Annotated in this window: 13 protein-coding genes; 9 read left to right on the top strand and 4 right to left on the bottom strand. The window is 71.1% G+C overall.

Annotated features, from left to right (window positions below; all coding sequences use genetic code 11):
* Position 1 precedes the first annotated feature (1 nt).
* Genes narH through ACZ7OY_RS10635 form a run of 4 tightly spaced genes read left to right on the top strand, consistent with a single transcriptional unit; the run spans position 2 to position 4,351 of the window.
* A complete protein-coding gene (gene narH / locus ACZ7OY_RS10650) occupies positions 2-1,792 on the top strand; it encodes a nitrate reductase subunit beta (RefSeq protein ID WP_471911050.1) in 1,791 nt (596 codons plus the stop codon).
* Positions 1,789-2,403 (top strand): nitrate reductase molybdenum cofactor assembly chaperone, encoded by a 615-nt coding sequence (gene narJ, locus ACZ7OY_RS10645; RefSeq protein WP_471911049.1) that lies wholly within the window; start codon positions 1,789-1,791, stop codon positions 2,401-2,403. The genes narH and narJ overlap by 4 nt, the downstream gene beginning before the upstream one ends.
* Positions 2,400-3,128, top strand: coding sequence for a respiratory nitrate reductase subunit gamma (gene narI, locus ACZ7OY_RS10640; protein WP_471911048.1), 729 nt, complete (start codon positions 2,400-2,402; stop codon positions 3,126-3,128). Before narJ ends, narI begins: the two co-directional genes overlap by 4 nt.
* A complete protein-coding gene (locus ACZ7OY_RS10635; RefSeq protein WP_471911047.1) occupies positions 3,125-4,351 on the top strand; it encodes a nitrate/nitrite transporter in 1,227 nt (408 codons plus the stop codon). The genes narI and ACZ7OY_RS10635 overlap by 4 nt, the downstream gene beginning before the upstream one ends.
* Before the next feature lie 428 nt (positions 4,352-4,779).
* Here ACZ7OY_RS10635 and ACZ7OY_RS10630 read toward each other — a convergent pair whose 3' ends face one another.
* The 3 genes from ACZ7OY_RS10630 to ACZ7OY_RS10620 all read right to left on the bottom strand — a co-directional run bounded on the left by ACZ7OY_RS10630 (position 4,780) and on the right by ACZ7OY_RS10620 (position 7,557).
* The gene (locus ACZ7OY_RS10630; RefSeq protein ID WP_471911046.1) at positions 4,780-5,448 is read right to left on the bottom strand and encodes a nucleotidyl transferase AbiEii/AbiGii toxin family protein; all 669 of its coding nucleotides are present in this window, start codon (positions 5,446-5,448) and stop codon (positions 4,780-4,782) included.
* Positions 5,449-5,453: 5 nt separating this feature from the next.
* Entirely contained in the window at positions 5,454-5,846 is a 393-nt protein-coding gene (locus tag ACZ7OY_RS10625) for a hypothetical protein (RefSeq protein WP_471911045.1), read from the bottom strand.
* Positions 5,847-6,027: 181 nt separating this feature from the next.
* Entirely contained in the window at positions 6,028-7,557 is a 1,530-nt protein-coding gene (locus ACZ7OY_RS10620) for a helix-turn-helix domain-containing protein (protein WP_471911044.1), read from the bottom strand.
* A gap of 527 nt (positions 7,558-8,084) precedes the next feature.
* Here ACZ7OY_RS10620 and acnA point away from each other — a divergent pair.
* On the top strand, positions 8,085-10,799 hold the full coding sequence (acnA, locus tag ACZ7OY_RS10615; RefSeq protein ID WP_471911043.1) for an aconitate hydratase AcnA: 2,715 nt from the start codon (positions 8,085-8,087) through the stop codon (positions 10,797-10,799).
* Positions 10,800-10,995: 196 nt separating this feature from the next.
* The gene (locus ACZ7OY_RS10610) at positions 10,996-12,759 is read left to right on the top strand and encodes a sensor histidine kinase (RefSeq protein ID WP_471911042.1); all 1,764 of its coding nucleotides are present in this window, start codon (positions 10,996-10,998) and stop codon (positions 12,757-12,759) included.
* Between the two features lie 42 nt (positions 12,760-12,801).
* On the opposite strand, the gene ACZ7OY_RS10605 is transcribed toward ACZ7OY_RS10610, so the two are convergent.
* Positions 12,802-13,491: an SMI1/KNR4 family protein gene (locus ACZ7OY_RS10605; RefSeq protein WP_471911041.1), complete on the bottom strand. Its 690-nt coding sequence runs from the start codon at positions 13,489-13,491 to the stop codon at positions 12,802-12,804.
* Between the two features lie 205 nt (positions 13,492-13,696).
* Here ACZ7OY_RS10605 and ACZ7OY_RS10600 point away from each other — a divergent pair, with 205 nt between their 5' ends.
* The 3 genes from ACZ7OY_RS10600 (at position 13,697) to ACZ7OY_RS10590 (ending at position 18,912) form a co-directional block, all read left to right on the top strand.
* Entirely contained in the window at positions 13,697-14,782 is a 1,086-nt protein-coding gene (locus ACZ7OY_RS10600) for a lytic polysaccharide monooxygenase auxiliary activity family 9 protein (protein WP_471911211.1), read from the top strand.
* 373 nt (positions 14,783-15,155) lie between these two features.
* The gene (locus ACZ7OY_RS10595; RefSeq protein ID WP_471911040.1) at positions 15,156-18,446 is read left to right on the top strand and encodes a GH92 family glycosyl hydrolase; all 3,291 of its coding nucleotides are present in this window, start codon (positions 15,156-15,158) and stop codon (positions 18,444-18,446) included.
* Positions 18,447-18,525: 79 nt separating this feature from the next.
* Positions 18,526-18,912, top strand: a complete 387-nt coding sequence (locus ACZ7OY_RS10590) for a hypothetical protein (protein ID WP_351604490.1) — start codon at positions 18,526-18,528, stop codon at positions 18,910-18,912.
* Positions 18,913-18,977 lie beyond the last annotated feature (65 nt).

Raw genomic sequence — 18,977 nt, 5'->3', positions numbered from 1 at the left:
CATGCGCGTCATGGCACAGATCGCGATGGTCATGAACCTCGACAAGTGCATCGGCTGCCACACCTGCTCCGTCACCTGCAAACAGGCGTGGACCAACCGCGGCGGCATGGAGTACGTGTGGTTCAACAACGTCGAGACCCGCCCCGGACAGGGATACCCGCGCCGCTACGAGGACCAGGAGACCTGGAAGGGCGGCTGGGAGCTCAACCGGAGCGGTCGGCTGAAGCTGAAGGGCGGCGGCAGGTTCTCGAAGCTCGCCCACATCTTCTCCAACCCCAAACTGCCCACCATCAGCGACTACTACGAGCCGTGGACGTACGAGTACGCCGACCTCACCGACGCACCCCTCGGCGACGACATCCCCGTCGCCGCACCGCGTTCGCTCCTCAGTGGCAAGCCCTTCGAGATCGAGTGGAGCGCCAACTGGGACGACAACCTCGGTGGCGTCAGTGAGCACGGCGCGCTCGACCCCATGGTGGCGAAGGTCCGTGAACAGGCTTCGGAAAAGGTCAGGTTCGCCTTCGAGCAGACCTTCATGTTCTATCTGCCGCGGATCTGCGAACACTGCCTGAACCCGTCCTGCGTGGCCTCCTGCCCGTCCGGCGCGATGTACAAGCGCGAGGAGGACGGCATCGTGCTGGTCGACCAGGACCAGTGCCGGGGCTGGCGCATGTGCGTGACCGGCTGCCCGTACAAGAAGGTCTACTTCAACCACCGCACCGGCAAGGCCGAGAAGTGCACCCTGTGCTACCCGCGCCTCGAAGTCGGCCTGCCCACCGTCTGTTCCGAGACCTGCGTCGGACGGCTGCGCTACCTCGGCGTCATGCTCTACGACGCCGACAAGGTCCTGGAAGCGGCCTCCGCCCCCGAGGACACCGACCTGTACGAGGCCCAGCTCGGCGTGTTCCTGGACCCCGAGGACCCCGTCGTACGCCGGGAGGCCGAACGCGCCGGCATCGCCCAGGACTGGATCGACGCGGCCCGCCGCTCACCCGTGCACGCGCTCATCAGCAGGTACAAGGTGGCGCTGCCGCTCCATCCGGAGTACCGCACGATGCCGATGGTCTGGTACATCCCGCCGCTCTCCCCGGTCGTCGAGGCCCTCACCGAGACCGGCTTCGACGGCGAGGACACCGGCAACCTCTTCGGCGCGATCGACACCCTGCGCATCCCCCTGGAGTACCTCGCCGAGCTGTTCACCGCGGGCGACACCGCTCCCGTACGCGCCTCGCTGGAGAAGCTCGCCGCGATGCGCGGCGCGATGCGCCCCGGGCTGCTCGCCGGCGAAACCTCGGGACCGGCCCCGGTCGACGAGGAGACCGCCCGGTCGGTCGGCATGTCGGGGGAGGAGATGTACACGATGTACCGGCTGCTGGCCCTCGCCAAGTACGAGGAGCGGTACGTGATCCCCACCGCCGCCGTCGGCGACGCACGGCGCCTGGAGGAGTCCGTCCTGCCCGACGGGTGCAGCCTCGACTACGCGGGCGGGCCCGGTATGGGCGGCTCCGGCACGGTCGGCTCCGGCCCCTACGGCGAAGGGTCCGGCGGGACTCCGCCGATGTCCGTGGAGAACTTCCACGTCCTGCGCGACCGCCAGAGCGCCGACGCGCCCGCCGACCCCGCCCGCAGCCGCGTCAACCTCCTCAACTGGGACGGCCGTGGCCACCCCGCCGGTCTGTTCCCCGGAAAGCCGGAAAGGCCCGGCAGCCCCGGCGCCGCCCCGCCCTCGCCCGAGAACGACGAGAACGACGAGAACGACGAGCACGACAAGCGAGACGAGGAGGAGAGATGACCACCCCGCACGCCGTGGTCCACGCGGCGGCCGCCCGCTGCCTGGTCTACCCCGACGGCGAGTTCCACGCCGGGCTGAGCGTCCTGCGCGCGGCCCTGGACGAACAACCCGGGCCGGGCAGAAGCGAGTTGTGCGCGTTCCTCGGTCATGCGGGCAGCACGGACCCCGACCGGCTCCGGCAGGACTACGTCCGGACCTTCGACTTCTCGGGCCGCCGCTGTCTGTACCTCACCTGGTGGACCGACGGCGACACCCGCCGACGCGGTCGGTCCCTGGTGCGCTTCAAGGAGATCTACCGGGAGCACGGATGGGAGTACGCGGACACCGGCGAACTCCCCGACTTCCTCCCGGCCGTCTGCGAGTTCTGCGCCCTCACCGGCACCGACACCCTCCTGCGCGAGCACCGCCCGGCGCTGGAACTGCTGCGCCTCGCCCTCACCGACGCCGAGTCCCCCTGGGCCGGTGTCCTGCGGGCGCTCGTCGCCACCCTGCCCGGTGCCTCCCCGCGCGATCGTGCCGCCGCCCGGGCCATGGCCCGCAACGGACCGCCGCGCGAGGACGTGGGGCTCGCCCCGTTCGGCACCCCGCTGCTGGAGGTCGTCTCCCGATGAGCCTCGCCGACAGTCTCCTGTGGACAGCCATGCCGTACGTCACGATCGTCCTGCTCGTCGGCGGGATCATCTGGCGGTACCGCTACGACAAGTTCGGCTGGACCACCCGCTCCTCGCAGCTCTACGAGTCCGGGCTGCTGCGGATCGCGTCCCCGGTGTTCCACTACGGCATCCTCTTCGTCCTCGTCGGCCACCTCGTCGGACTGTTCGTCCCCGACTCCTGGACCAGCGCGCTCGGGGTGAGCGAGTCCGCGTACCACTACCTCTCCCTCTGCACCGGCACGCTCGCGGGCCTCGCCACCGTCGCCGGCATCGCGCTGCTGATCTACCGCCGCCGCACCAACGGGCCGGTCTTCCTCGCCACCACCCGCAACGACAAGCTCATGTACGTCGTGCTGCTCGCCGCGATCCTGCTGGGCATGATCGCCAAGCTCACGCACGCGGGAGGCCACGGCTACGACTACCGCACCACCATCGCCCCGTGGCTGCGCAGTGTCTTCACCCTGCATCCGGACCACGCGCTGATGGACGGCGTGCCGATCACCTACCAGATCCACGTCGTCGTGGGGTGCGTGCTCATCGCCCTCGTCCCCTACACCCGGCTGATCCACATGTTCAGCGCCCCCGTGCCCTACCTCTTCCGCCCCTACATCGTCTATCGCAGCCGTGAACGCGGTCAGCTCGGCACCCGTTCCGAGCGGCCCGGATGGGAGCGTGTTCAGTGACCGCCCGGACGACCCGGACCCCTCGGACCACCGAGAGCCCCGTGGTGCCCGGCGCCGCCTACCGCAATCTGGTCGTCGCCACGATCGGGTTCGCCATCTCCTTCTGGGCGTGGAACCTCATCTCGCCGCTCGCGACGTCCCTGGGCGAGAAGCTCTCGCTGAGCTCCTTCGAGAAGTCGCTGATGGTCGCCGTCCCCGTACTCGTGGGCTCGCTCGGACGGGTACCCGTCGGCGCGCTCACCGACCGCCTCGGCGCGAAGATCATGTTCCCGCTCGTCAGCGCGCTGACGATCGTGCCCGTCCTGCTGCTGACCGTCGTGAAGGACTCCTACGCGGGCCTCCTCGTCGTCGGCTTCTTCCTCGGCCTGGGCGGCACGACCTTCGCGATCGGCGTCCCCCTCGTCAACTCCTGGTTCCCGCCCGCCCGTCGCGGCTTCGCCGTCGGCGTGTTCGGCGCGGGCATGGGCGGCGTCGCCCTCTCCGGCTACTTCACCCCCCGTATCTACAAGCACGGCGAGAACCTGCCGTTCGTGGTGCTGGCCATCGCCCTGGCCGTCATGGCCGTCGTGGAGTTCTTCCTCCTCACCGACCGTCCCGACCGCGTCGTCCCCACCACCTCGCTGGGCAAGCGGCTGGGCGACGCCGGGCGCCTGCGGGTCACCTGGGAGCTCGCGGCCCTGTACGCGATCGGGTTCGGCGGCATCGTCGCGTTCGGCGTCTACCTGCCCACGTACCTCAAGACCTGGTACGACCTGTCGCCCACCGACGCCGGTACCCGGGCGGCGGGTTTCGCGCTGGTCACCGTGATCTTCCGCCCGATCGGCGGCTGGCTCTCCGACCTGACCCACCCCGCCGTCGTCACCTCCTGGGCCCTCGGCCTCGTGGGGCTCCTGGCGGTCTGCCAGGCCTTCGAGCCCCAGCTCGTCCCGGGCGGAACGATCTTCCTCCTGGTGATGGCGGCCGGTCTCGGCACCACCAGCGGCAGCGTGTTCGCCATGGTCGCGCGGGTCACCCCGCCGCCGAAGGTCGGCAGCGTCACCGGAATCGTCGGCGCGATGGGCGGACTCGGCGGCTTCGTCCCGCCCCTCGTCATGGGCGCCGTCTACAGCGCCAAGAACTCCTACGCCATCGGCTTCATGCTGCTCTCCGACCTCGCCCTGGCCGGCTGCGTCTACTCCTTCGGGCGCATGCGCGAGGTGGGCCGGGAACGGCAGTCCGCCTGAGTCCGGAGACCTCCCCGAAGAAGGCGCCGCCGTGCGTATGAGCCCGAGGGACTGCTGCAACGCCTTGGCCTTCGCCGCCTGCCGCCACCGAGGCGGTCCAGCGGTTCCGCACGCTGGCGGAGGAGCGCCCCGAGCGCTTCGCCGGCGTGGCGGGGCCGGTGTTGAGGCTTCGGGACGCCCTGGCCCACGAGGACAAGCCGGACGGCGGTACTGCGGACTTCTGGGAATGGGTCGTGGTCAACGCCGAGGACCTGGACACGTAGACCGGATTCCCGGAGCGATTGCCGCCCCGTTCGGACAGGCCGGCTGCCTGTCTGAACGGGGTGTGCCCGGCGTGCTTGGTACGGGACAAGGTCATAACCTCCTGCGCCCCGCCTGCTCACTGGTCCTCTCGCCCTGATCGCTTGCGGATGAGATCCCGGACGTGATCAGTCGATGTCCGGGGCATCGGCCTCCTCGAGGAGGCGGGCCGCGAGGTCGTCGGCCCACTCCACGGCCCAAGCGCGAAGAGCGGTGATAGCCGCGTCATCGAGCCCGTAAGCGGCGAAGGCTTCGTCGTCGGTCCACTCGGCGCCCGTGAGGTTCGACTGCAGATCCTCGTGCTCGAAGCGGCCGCGGGCGTGGCGGCGGCCGAACTCCTCGAGCTCGGCGATGGTCCAGCGGCGGGAGGCTGCGAACACGTCGATCAGGTCGCGAGGCGCTCCGCGGTCGGCGAGGGCGCGGACCTTGGTCCCGATCACGTCCTCCTCCGCGAGGACAGGCCCATACAGGCTCTGGGCGACCGGCCGCCAGAAGTTCTCCTTGAGGATGTCGACTTCGCATTCCTGCCCGGTGGCCGGGTCGGTCACGGTGAAGCGGGCGGACAGTGGGGCGGTCTCCAGTGCGTGCACCTTCCAGCCGCGGGCTTCCAGGCCGGCGCGGAGCGTGGCGGCGATGTCGGCCATCGGTGCTGGGTTCTCGGTGGCGACGTCGAGGTCCTGGCTGGGGCGGTTCACCAGGCGGTGTGCCCGCACGGCGTAGCCACCGGTGAGGACCAGGGGGTACGGGGAACCGAGCGCGATCACGTCCGCCAGGAGCCGAGTGTGCAGCTCCGGCATGTCCGTCACGCGACTGCCCGGGTGCGGGAGGCGAGCTGGGGGAAGGCGTCTTCCCATACGGCACGCACGGTGCGGCCGACCAGGGTGCGCAGCACCGGCCACAGTTGGAGGAGGAGGTCCTGGTTGAGGTAGCGGGGCAGGTCGTCGTGCAGGCCCTCGTGCAGGACGGTGCGGTACAGGCCCATACGCTGGCGCGGCTTGCCCAGGTCGTACGAGGTCATCCCGGACCAGGCCATGTGCAGTGGCAGATCCACGACACCGTGGGTCGGCCCGCGCAATTCGTCCAGCGACTCCGGCAGACGGCGGCGGAACTTCTCCCGATACAGCGCGAGGTCCTCGGCGTCCGCGCCCGCAACGTCCCTCGGGGCGGGTGCGGGCTGCTGTGGGCTGGCGGGCATGACTCCATTATGGCGGCCGGAGACGTTGCGAGGGTCGTGATGTGCGATGACGTATCACGCGGAGCGCGTGGCGACCGGAATCCTTCGCTCCCGGCCAAGGGCCTCCGAAACGCCGCCACGCCCCTCTCACCTTGAGTCCAGGCAGGGCAGGAGGGGCTGGCGGCGCCATTTCGGAAGAGCCTCAGATGTCCCGGAAGATCTCGATCTGCGCCCCGATGGAGTTCAGGCGCTCGGCGAGGTCCTCGTAGCCGCGGTTGATGACGTACACGTTGCGCAGCACGGACGTGCCGTCGGCCGCCATCATGGCCAGCAGGACGACCACCGCGGGCCGCAGCGCGGGCGGGCACATCATCTCGGCGGCGCGCCAGCGGGTCGGGCCCTCGACCAGGACCCGGTGCGGGTCGAGGAGCTGGAGCCGGCCGCCCAGCCGGTTCAGGTCGGTCAGGTAGATGGCGCGGTTGTCGTAGACCCAGTCGTGGATCAGCGTCTGGCCCTGCGCGACCGCCGCGATGGCCGCGAAGAACGGCACGTTGTCGATGTTCAGGCCGGGGAACGGCATCGGGTGGATCTTGTCGATCGGCGCCTCCAGCTTGGAGGGCCGGACCGTCAGGTCCACCAGGCGGGTACGGCCGTTGTCGGCGAAGTACTCCGGTGTGCGGTCGTGGTCGAGGCCCATCTCCTCCAGGACCGCCAGCTCGATCTCCAGGAACTCGATGGGCACGCGGCGCACGGTCAGCTCCGACTCCGTCACCACCGCGGCGGCCAGCAGGCTCATCGCCTCGACCGGGTCCTCGGAGGGGGAGTAGTCGACGTCGACGTCGATGGCCGGGACGCCGTGCACGGTGAGCGTGGTGGTGCCGATGCCCTCGACCCTGACGCCCAGCGCCTCCAGGAAGAAGCACAGGTCCTGGACCATGTAGTTGGAGGAGGCGTTGCGGATGACCGTGACGCCCTCGTGCCGGGCCGCGGCCAGCAGCGCGTTCTCGGTCACGGTGTCGCCGCGCTCGGTCAGCACGATCGGCCGGTCGGGGCGGACCGTGCGGTCGACCTGCGCGTGGTACTGGCCCTCGGTCGCCGCGATGTCCAGGCCGAACCGGCGCAGTGCGATCATGTGCGGCTCGATGGTCCGGGTGCCGAGGTCGCAGCCGCCGGCGTAGGGCAGCTTGAAGCGGTCCATGACGTGCAGCAGCGGACCGAGGAACATGATGATCGAGCGGGTGCGGACGGCGGCCTCGGCGTCGATCGACGCCATCTCCAGCCGGGCCGGCGGCACGATCTCCAGGTCGACGCCGTCGTTGATCCAGCGGGTGCGCACACCGATCGAGCCGAGCACCTCCAGCAGGCGGTAGACCTCCTCGATACGGGCGACCCGGCGCAGCACCGTGCGGCCCTTGTTGAGCAGCGTGGCGCACAGCAGCGCCACACACGCGTTCTTGCTCGTCTTGACGTCGATGGCACCGGACAGCCGGCGGCCGCCGACCACCCGCAGATGCATCGGACCCGCGTAGCCCAGCGAGACGATTTCGCTGTCCAGTGCTTCGCCGATCCGGGCAATCATCTCAAGGCTGATGTTCTGGTTGCCGCGCTCGATGCGATTGACGGCGCTCTGGCTGGTACCGAGCGCCTCGGCGAGCTGTGCCTGTGTCCAGCCACGGTGCTGCCGGGCGTCACGGATGAGCTTGCCGATACGTACGAGGTAGTCGTCTGCCATGGGACTGAGGCTATCTCAGATATGAGATGGCACCTTCCGAGGGGGGCCATTCGGGTGATGCGCCGTCACGGGCGCCCGGCGGTACGGGCGTGCCGCCATTCGAGTGAGGCGGGCAAATCACCCGATGCCGTACGACATCCGGCGCTTCCGGCGGGTGTGGTGCGACCCGTGCCGTGAGGGGCATCGGGGCCTCCGTTCGGGGCGGGGTGTCCTTCCGTACTGCGCCTACCCCCGTTCGGCCCACTGATGGCCGCACTTCCGTGCCGCTGTTGCGGGGAGGCGTCCCGTGTGTCCGGTCTGCGCGGTGTGCGCCGGGGCATCGAATACCGGCATGGCGGAGCCGGGCCGGGCATGACCATCCAGCCCCCATGTACTAGAGTTATCTCGACATCGAGATATCTGCCGAGGCGCCCCGCTGCCGCCCACTAGTAAGGGTTACCTAACTTAGCCTCACCTTAGCGGATCGGCCAAGTTGGTGTGGCGGCAGGATCGACGGTGGTACGCGCACATCAATGAAGGAGACTGTCGTGTCGGCGAACAGCTTCGACGCCCGCAGCACGCTGCAGGTGGGCGACGAGTCGTACGAGATCTTCCGGCTGGACAAGGTGGAAGGCTCGGCTCGCCTTCCGTACAGCCTGAAGGTGCTGCTGGAGAACCTGCTCCGCACCGAGGACGGCGCGAACATCACCGCCGACCACATCCGCGCGCTCGGCGGCTGGGACTCCCAGGCGCAGCCGTCGCAGGAGATCCAGTTCACGCCCGCCCGCGTGATCATGCAGGACTTCACCGGCGTGCCCTGCGTCGTCGACCTCGCCACCATGCGTGAGGCCGTCAAGGAGCTGGGCGGCGACCCGGCCAAGGTCAACCCGCTCTCCCCGGCCGAGCTGGTCATCGACCACTCCGTCATCGCCGACAAGTTCGGCACGAAGGACGCCTTCGGCCAGAACGTCGAGCTGGAGTACGGCCGCAACAAGGAGCGCTACCAGTTCCTGCGCTGGGGCCAGACCGCGTTCGACGACTTCAAGGTCGTCCCGCCGGGCACCGGCATCGTCCACCAGGTGAACATCGAGCACCTGGCGCGCACGATCATGGTCCGCAACGGCCAGGCGTACCCCGACACCCTCGTCGGCACCGACTCGCACACCACCATGGTCAACGGCCTCGGCGTGCTCGGCTGGGGCGTCGGCGGCATCGAGGCCGAGGCCGCGATGCTCGGCCAGCCGGTTTCCATGCTCATCCCGCGCGTCGTCGGCTTCAAGCTGACCGGCGAGCTGCCCACCGGCACCACCGCCACCGACCTCGTGCTGACCATCACCGAGATGCTCCGCAAGCACGGTGTCGTCGGCAAGTTCGTCGAGTTCTACGGCGAGGGCGTGGCCGCCACGTCGCTGGCCAACCGCGCCACCATCGGCAACATGTCGCCGGAGTTCGGCTCCACCGCCGCGATCTTCCCGATCGACGACGAGACCCTGAACTACCTCAAGCTCACCGGCCGCTCCGAGCAGCAGGTCGCGCTCGTCGAGGCGTACGCCAAGGAGCAGGGCCTCTGGCTGGACCCGAAGGCCGAGCCCGACTTCTCCGAGAAGCTGGAGCTGGACCTGTCGACGGTCGTCCCGTCGATCGCCGGCCCGAAGCGTCCGCAGGACCGTATCGTCCTCGCCAACGCCGCCGAGCAGTTCAAGACGGACGTCCGCAACTACGTGGACACCGACGACGAGGCGGGCAAGGAGTCCTTCCCGGCCTCCGACGCCCCGGCCTCCTCCAACGGCGTCCCGTCCAACCCGGTCCAGGTCACCGCCCCCGACGGCACGACCTACACGATCGACCACGGTGCGGTGACGGTCGCGGCCATCACCTCCTGCACCAACACCTCGAACCCGTACGTCATGGTCGCCGCCGCGCTCGTCGCGAAGAAGGCCGTGGAGAAGGGCCTGACCCGCAAGCCGTGGGTCAAGACCACCCTCGCCCCGGGCTCCAAGGTCGTCACCGACTACTTCGACAAGGCGGGCCTGACCCCCTACCTCGACAAGGTCGGCTTCAACCTGGTCGGCTACGGCTGCACCACCTGCATCGGCAACTCCGGCCCGCTGCCGGAGGAGGTCTCCAAGGCCGTCAACGAGCACGACCTCGCGGTCACCTCGGTCCTCTCCGGCAACCGGAACTTCGAGGGCCGGATCAACCCCGACGTCAAGATGAACTACCTGGCCTCCCCGCCGCTGGTCGTCGCGTACGCGCTGGCCGGCTCCATGAAGGTGGACATCACCAAGGACGCCCTGGGCACCGACCAGGACGGCAACCCGGTCTTCCTCAAGGACATCTGGCCCTCCGAGGCCGAGGTCAACGACGTCGTGGCGAACGCCATCGGCGAGGACATGTTCAACAAGTCCTACCAGGACGTCTTCGCGGGCGACGCCCAGTGGCAGGCGCTGCCGATCCCGACCGGCAACACCTTCGAGTGGGACGCCGAGTCGACCTACGTGCGCAAGCCCCCGTACTTCGAGGGCATGACGATGGAGACCACCCCGGTCTCCGACATCACCGGCGCCCGCGTCCTCGCCAAGCTCGGCGACTCGGTCACCACCGACCACATCTCCCCGGCCGGTGCCATCAAGGCCGACACCCCGGCCGGCAAGTACCTCACCGAGCACGGTGTGGAGCGTCGTGACTTCAACTCCTACGGCTCCCGCCGAGGCAACCACGAGGTCATGATCCGCGGTACGTTCGCCAACATCCGCCTGCGCAACCAGATCGCGCCGGGCACCGAGGGCGGCTACACCCGCGACTTCACCCAGGCCGACGCGCCGGTGTCGTTCATCTACGACGCCTCCCGCAACTACATCGAGCAGGGCACCCCGCTGGCCATCCTGGCCGGCAAGGAGTACGGCTCCGGCTCGTCCCGCGACTGGGCCGCCAAGGGCACCGCGCTGCTGGGCGTCAAGGCCGTCGTCGCCGAGTCGTACGAGCGCATCCACCGCTCGAACCTCATCGGCATGGGCGTCCTGCCGCTCCAGTTCCCGGAGGGCCAGAACGCCGAGTCCCTCGGCCTGACCGGCGAGGAGACCTTCTCCTTCACCGGTGTCGAGGAGCTGAACAACGGCACCACGCCGCGCACGGTCAAGGTCAGCACCGACACCGGTGTGGAGTTCGACGCGGTCGTCCGCATCGACACCCCCGGTGAGGCGGACTACTACCGCAACGGCGGCATCATGCAGTACGTGCTGCGCAACCTGATCCGCAACTAGGCACCCGCCGAACGGCGAAGGGCCGCATCCCCCGCACCGGGGATGCGGCCCTTCGCCGCGTCCGGCCGTCCGCCGCGTCCGGCCGTCCGCGCGGTCCGGCCGCCTCCGTGGTCCGGCCGTCCCCGTCCGGCGAGGTCATCGCCGGCCCTCAGGGGGAACACAGGGTTCCCCCAGCGGACCGGGACAGGATCGGTACATGACTGGCACCTCCGGGCTCCGAAGCGGCCGTGTCCGTGTGCGGACCGTCGACGACGAGCCTCCGTTCGACCCGCCCGGCCGCTTGCCCGGCCGCTTGCCAGGCCGTTGGCCCGGCCGTCTGCCGGGCCGTCTGCTCAGCCGCCTGCCCGGCGGCCGTCTACCCAGCCGTCTGTCCGGCCGCCTGCCCGGCAGGCCGTCCGGCAGCCGCTCCCTCCGGGACCGGCTGCTCCTCTTCATCTGCGCCACCCTCGCCGCCGTGTGCGCCGCGATGGCACTCACCACCGTGCTGGTCCAACGCGCCTATCTGCTGGGGAACCTGGACGACCGGGTCACCGACGCCGCCGAACACAGCCTGGGCGGGGCCGCACTCCATCCGGAGCTCGACCGGGACCTGACGTTCCTCGGCGAGCGCGGGCACCCGGCCGGGATGCTCGCCGCCCGACTCGACGGTCACGGCCGCGTGCTGGCCGCCGCGCTGGTGGACGAGGGCGCGCCGCCACGGAACCTCACCGGCGCCCAGAGCGCGGCCCTGGCTCACCTCGCGGCCGACGGCTCCCCGCACACCCGCAGCGTGCCCGGTCTCGGCACCTACCGGGTCACCGCCCTGGAGGCGGACGGCGTCCGGGTCCTCGCCGGACTGCCGATGGACGACGTCCAGGACCTGATCAGCCGACTGGTGAGGGTGGAGGGCGGGGTCGCCGCGGCCGGCCTCACCGCCGCGGGCTGCGTCTGCGCCGTGGTCATACGACGCCAGCTTCGCCCCCTCGGCCGGATCGCCGCCACCGCCGTCGCCGTCTCCCACGCCCCGCTGGGCCGGGTCGAGGGCACCGCCCTCACCCGGGTGCCCGAACGGGACACCGACCCGGGCAGCGAGGCCGGCCAGGTCGGAGCCGCCCTCAACCGCATGATCGACCACGTGGAGTCCTCGCTCGCCGAACGCCGGCGCAGCGAGGAGCGGGTACGACACAGCGAGGAACGGATGCGCCGCTTCCTCGCCGACGCCAGCCATGAGCTGCGCACCCCGCTCGCCTCCATCGCCGGCTACGCGGAGCTGATGAACCGCGGCACCGGCCGGGGCGAGCCGCTGCTGGCCTGGCGCCGGGTCTCCGCCGAGTCGGCCCGGATGACGGGCCTGGTCGAGGATCTGCTGCTGCTCGCCCGGCTCGACGAGGGCCGTCCGCTCCAGTCCGCCGAGGTGGACCTCGCCTCGCTGGTCGCCGAGGCGGTGCGGTACGAGCAGTACGAGCGGGCTGCGGCCGACGGCCACGACTGGCGGCTGGACCTGCGCCTGGGCGTACCGCCGGTGGTGGTCGGCGACGAGGCGCGGCTGCACCAGGTCGTGGCCAACCTGCTGGCCAACGCGCGCACGCACACCCCGGCGGGTACGACGGTCGTCGTCACCGTGGAGGCCACCGCGGGCACCCGTGGCGCGACCTGCGTCGTCCGGGTCCGCGACGACGGGCCCGGCATCCCGCCCGGCCTGCTCCCGACGGTCTTCGAACGCTTCACCCGCGGCGACGCCTCCCGCAGCCGCGCGGCCGGCACGGCGGGCGGCTCCGGTCTGGGCCTCGCCGTCGCCGCGGCGATCACGGCCGCGCACGGGGGCCGCATCGACGTACACAGCGAACCGGGCCGTACGGAGTTCGCCGTCGAACTCCCGGTCGCGGCCGACGTCGTGACCGACGCCGAGGACGTCGTACGACCGGACGGTGCCCGCCGGGCCGACCGCCGCGCCGGCCAGGCGGTACGGACCGACGGGTGACCGCGCCGGCACGAGAGCCGGTTCGCCCGCCGGCCGACGGTGTCAGCAGTACAGCCAGTCCGCCGTTATCGCCGCCCGCACCGCGTCCAGCGCCTGCGGGGTACGCGCCCGGACGTCCAGGAACCAGCCGCCCACCTCGCGCAGCAGGACGTCGGGGCCGGCGAACCAGCGCAGGCCCCGGCCCACGGGGGGCAGTTCCGTGAACGTGCCCGCCAGGTCGAGGTCCTCGTCCGCCTCGGCGTGGTCGGTGAGTCCGTCGTCGAGCTGCAGCAGCTCGGACATGACCATCGACACGAGGGCCGTCGACAGCGCGGGCTCCCAAGGCTCCCAGCGCTCCTGCGACTTGTCGGCGAGGTCCTGCCGGATCAGCGTCGGAGGGTCGGCGCGCTCCAGGTCCGCGAGGGCGACACCCCAGAACGCGGCCCCCTGGTTCTCCGCCTGGTACACGAGCGCCCCGTCGGCCACGTAGAGCTTGTCCGGGCCGAGCAGGGTGTCGTGATTGCTCGTCAGGTCGGACCGGCGCCCGAACAGCCCGTACGCCTCGCGCAGGGCCGCGGGCAGCGGCACCCCCAGCCGCTGCTCGGCCGCCGTCAGTTCGGCCTCGCCGAACCCGTCGGCCGGCTCCAGGGGCCGCTCCCAGCAGGCGGCGAAGTCCCGGACGAATTCCCAGGCCGGCTCGCGGCCGCCCAGGGCCCGGGCCAGTCCCTGGCGGAGGTCGAAGACGTCGTTCATGACCGCACCGTACGACACCCCACCGACAATCCCGGACGGGGCCCGTTTACAACCGCGTCGTACGGCGCTACCTTCCGCACCAGTGGGGTGGGAGCGCTCCCATATGGTGGACCGGAACCCGCCCGGCAGTGCTCCCGCCCCCTGTCGTCCCCGTGCGCACGCTCCCCGCGACCTTCGAGTGAAGGGATGTGCTTCTGTCATGCATATGACAATCCTGTCCAGGGTGATCGCGAGTCGATTACCGCGGCGCCCGACCTCCCGCGGCGCCCTGTTCCTCGTCCTGCTGGCCCTGCTCACCACCGTCCCGGCCCTCGGTCTGATCCTCACGGCCGGCGGTGCGGCGCAGGCGCACGGCACCCCGATGAAGCCCGGCAGCCGCACCTTCCTGTGCTGGCAGGACGGACTCACCGACACCGGTGAGATCAAGCCGGTCAACCCGGCCTGCAAGGCCGCGCAGCAGGTCAGCGGTACCACCCCGTTCTACAACTGGTTCTCCGTGCTGCGCTCGGACGGCGCCGGCCGCACCCGCGGCTTCGTGCCCGACGGTTCGCTGTGCAGCGGCGGCAACCCCAACTTCACGGGCTTCGACCTGCCGCGCAACGACTGGCCGCTGACCCACCTCACCTCGGGCGCGACCGTCGACTTCTCGTACAACGCCTGGGCCGCGCACCCCGGTTGGTTCTACGTCTACATCACCAAGGACGGCTTCGACCCGACCAGGACCCTCACCTGGAACGACATGGAGGCCCAGCCGTTCCTGACCGTCGACCACCCGCCGCTCAACGGCACCCCCGGCACGGTCGAGGCCAACTACTCCTGGACGGGGAAGCTCCCCGCGGGCAAGTCGGGACGGCACATCGTCTACATGGTCTGGCAGCGATCGGACAGCGCGGAGACCTTCTACTCCTGCTCCGACGTCGTCTTCGACGGCGGCAACGGCGAGGTGACCGGCATCCACGACCCGGGCAACCCGACCGACCCGGTCCCGGGCACCTGCACCGCCACCCGCCGGACCACCAACAGCTGGAACGGCGGCTACCAGTCCGAGGTGACCGTCACCAACTCGGGGAACGTCCCGATGCTGGGCTGGATGGTCGACTGGACGCTGCCGGGCGGTCAGGCGGTGGCCAGCCTCTGGAACGGCAACGCCACCTACAGCGGGCAGGACGTGATGGTGCACAACGCCGACTGGAACGGCTCACTGAGTCCGGGGCAGAGCACGACGTTCGGATACGTCGTCTCCGGCTCCGGCGGGGACAGCGCGGCGGCTCTGCCCTGTCAGGTGGGCTGAGCCGCCGCGCTGGGCGGACCCGTGGGGCCGAGCCGGTGCCCTTCGGGTCCGCGGGCCCGTCGGTCCCGAAGGGGGGTCGGTGCGACCGGGCGGAACATGGCTTGGGGGATCCGTGATGCGACAACGTTGTCTTCTGATCTGCGTATGACTCTACCGCCTCAGCGGACAACGATGTCAAGAGACAGGGGCATCATTCCCGGCGAGCCCGGCACGCTCCGCGCCGGGCGGACGGGCCCTGCTCCGCCCGGGTGAGCGCGGGACGAGCCCCCGCGTCCGGACGCGCCCTTCCGTGGTACGGCTGGCGCACGCTACTGTCCCTGCGGCTTGTGCGACCCGTGGTGCGCGACCCGTCCGGAGGAGGAGGGGCCGCGTCATGCGTTTCCGTCCCGTGTCACTGTCGCTGTTACTGGCCGCCGCGCTCGCGGCCGGCGGCAGCACCCCCGCGCTCGCGGCGACCGCCGCGACCACCGCGCCACCGCCCGTCCTGGTCGACGACCCGACCCCGTACGTCGACCCGCTCATCGGCACCAGGAACGGAGGCGACGTCTTCCCCGGCGCCGTCACGCCGTTCGGCATGTTCTCCTTCAGCCCCGAGAACACACGGGGCGACGCCACCCGCACCGCGGCGCCCGGCGGCTACCAGTACGACGCCACCCGCATCCGCGGCTTCAGCCTCACCCACATGTCGGGCACCGGCTGCGCGGGCGGCAGCGGCGACATCCCGTTCTTCCCGTACGCGGGCGAGGTCACCTCGTCCCCGGCGAGCGACACCAAGGACGCGGTGTACGCCTCCGACTTCAGCCACACCGACGAGACGGCCGGACCCGGCCACTACCGGGTGGGCCTCGCCTCCGGTGTCACCGCCGACCTCACCGCGACCGCCCGGACCGGCTCGGCCCGCTTCGGCTTCCCCGCCGGCAAGCCTGCCTCGCTGCTGGTGCGCACCGCCAACTCCGAGGTGGGCTCCACCGATTCGACGGTCGAGATCGACCCCGTGACCCGTACCGTCTCCGGCTCGGTGACCTCCGGCAACTTCTGCGGCTACCTCGACCCGGAGGGCCGACGGGCCTACTACACCCTCTACTTCACCGCCCGCTTCGACCGGGCGTTCAAGGCCACCGGCACCTGGCAGGACGACCGGCTCACCCCGGGATCCACCTCCGCGAGCGGCGGCACCGGCGGCTTCTCGGCGGGCGGGCGGCCCGTCGCGGGCAAGGGGGCGGGCGGCTATGTCGAGTTCGAGCCCGGTACCGGCCCGGTGAACGTCAAGGTCGGCATCTCCTACGTCAGCCGCGCGGGCGCCGAGGCCAACCTCAGAGCCGAGAACCCGCCGGGCCGCTCCTTCGACACGGTGCGCGGGGCGGCCGAACGGGCCTGGCGCGACCGGCTGTCCGCGATCCGGGTCGGCGGCGGCACGGACGCGGAACGCACCACCTTCTACACCGCGCTCTACCACGCGCTGCTGCACCCGAACGTGATCAGCGACGCCGACCGCCGCTACCGGGGCTCCGACGACAAGGTGCACCGGGTCGGCGGCGGCCACCGGGCGCAGTACGGCACCTTCTCCGGCTGGGACGTCTACCGCTCCCAGGTCCAGCTGCTCACCCTGCTCGACTCGCGCACCGGCTCGGACATCGCGCAGTCGCTGTACGAACTCGCCCGGCAGAACGGGGGAGTCTGGGACCGCTGGCTGCACGGCGCGAGCGGCACCCACGTCATGAACGGCGACCCCTCGCCCATCGCGCTGGCCGGCATCCGGGCCTTCGGGGGCACGGACTTCGATCTGCGCGGCGCTCTGGCCTCGCTGGTGAAGGCGGCCACGGTCCCGACCGAGCAGGACCTGTCGGCGGCCGGCAAACCGGTGCTGTCGGCCGGGCAGCGCCCGTCCCTCGACAAGTACCTGGACCTGCACTACATGCCGTCCGTCTCCAACGCCTGGGGCGGTGCGGCCGAGACCCTGGAGATGTCCGGCGCCGACTACGCGCTCTCCCGGCTCGCCACCGCCGCGGGACAGAAGGACACCGCGGCCGGCTTCGCCCGCCGCGCCCAGTGGTGGCAGAACAGCTTCAACCTCGCCGCCGACCCCGGCGGCGGCTACATCGCCAACCGCAAGGCCGACGGCAGCTGGGTCACCGGGTTCACCCCGGCCACCGGCAACGGCTTCGTCGAGGGCACGGCGGCCCAGTACACCTGGATGGTCCAGCACGACCCGGCCGGGCTGTTCGCCGCGATGGGCGGCCGCGACAAGGCGCTTGCCCGGCTCGACACCTTCTTCCACGACGCCGACGGCGGCTGGGCGTTCACCGGTAGCGGCGGCGAGAAGTCCGAGCTGGACAACGAGCCGTCGATCAATGTCCCCTACCTGTACGACTACGCGGGCGCCCCGTACAGGACCCAGGAGACCGTCCGCGCGGCGATGACCCGGCTGTGGTCGACCCAGCCCGGTGGCATCCCCGGCAACGACGACCTCGGCGCCATGTCGTCCTGGTACGTCTTCTCCGCCCTCGGCATGTACCCCCAGGTCCCGTCCCGGGCCGAACTCGTCCTCGCCTCACCGCTGTTCGAGCGCATCGAGATCCGCAGACCGCACGGCGGCGACATCTCGATCCGGGCCAGGGGAGCGGCGGCGGACGCGCCGTACATCAGCTCGCTGAAGGTCGACGGCCGCAGCACCGAACGGCCCTGGCTGCCCGCCTCGCTGGTGCGGGACGGCGGCCGCCTGGACTACACGCTCTCCACCACCGCCGACCGCGGCTGGGGCAGCGACCCGGCCGACGCCCCGCCGTCCTTCCGGGCCGGCGAACAGCCGTACCAGATCGGGGTCGGACCCACCACGGCGACGCTCGCACCGGGCGGCAGCACCGAGTTGGGCATCCGGGCGCTGGCGCTGAACGGCGGCACCGGACCGCAGGTGCGCTACCGGGTCGAGACGCCGGCCGGGGTCACGGCGACCCCCGCCGAGGGTACGGTGACCGACGGCTCCCAGGGCATCACGCTCACCGCCGACGCCTCGGCGCACCAGGGCTTCTACGACGTGCAGGTCACCGTGACCTCGGGCGACACCTCCTACCGGCAGCCGGTGGCGCTGACGGTCGCCGCCCCCGGCACCCTCCTCGCCGCCTACAACAACACCGGTGTCTCGGACGACGGCGGCGACCACGACGAGGCGGACTACGACGGCGGCGGCTGGAGCTACTCGCGCCAGGCCCTCGCCGCCGCCGGTCTCACCCCGGGAGCGCAGGGCACGGTGAACGGACTCGCCTTCACCTGGCCCGACTCGCCGAGCGCGCGCCCGGACAACGTCTCGGCGGCCGGACAGACCATCGAACTCTCCCGGCCCGCCTCGACGTTGTCCTTCATCGGCAGCGCCGTCAACGGCAACCAGCGGACCAGGGCGACCGTCACCTACACCGACGGCGGCACCGACACCGTCGACCTGTCCTTCACCGACTGGACGGTCGGCGGCGGCGGGGGCACCGTCCAGTACGGCAACACGGTCGTGGCCAGGACCGCCTACCGCAATGTGGCGGGCGCGGACCGGGATCCGGTGGCGACCTACGTCTTCGCCACCGAGCCGTTCACGGCCCCGGCCGGCAAGGCCGTCGCGTCGGTCCGGCTGCCGGACGACACCGATCTCCACGTCTTCACCGTCGCCGTCGGCTGACGACGCCGGAAAAGCCGAAAAGATGTGCCCTCGCCCGTTGCGGTGGCGGGGGCACATCGCCGCGTGCAAGCATCCCCGGATGGGGAAACGGCCGCTGTTGCCCGAGGAGTTCCGGGCCGAAGCGCGTACGGCTTTCGCGTTCCTGGTGGACGGCGAGGGCTTCTGTCCTGCGGAGGACATCGACGGGGGGCTGCGTTACCGGCGCGAGGACCTGATGGTCCGCGTCTGGTTCCTGGGCGGCGCCGAGTCCGAGGTGCTGACCAGGCTGATACCGGTGGCGCCGGACGGCACCAGAGGCACCGGTGCCTGGCTGGACGACCTGTACGCGGCCGCCGAGTGCGGCCCGTCCCGCGACGTCCCGGTCTTCGCGGCGACCCGCAGAGCGGTGCTCCGGCGGGTCCATCAGCACGCGGACGCGCTGCGCAGACTGCTGCCCCGACTGCCCCGGCAGCCCGTCGCGCCCTGAGCGGCGCCCTGGACCGCGTACACGAAGAGGGCGGGCCCGTCACCGGACCCGCCCCCTCGGTGCTC

The organism is Streptomyces sp. NPDC107559 (assembly GCF_055657365.1).
Note: the sequence above shows the minus strand (reverse complement) of the source record. Positions and strands in the feature narration are given on the sequence as shown.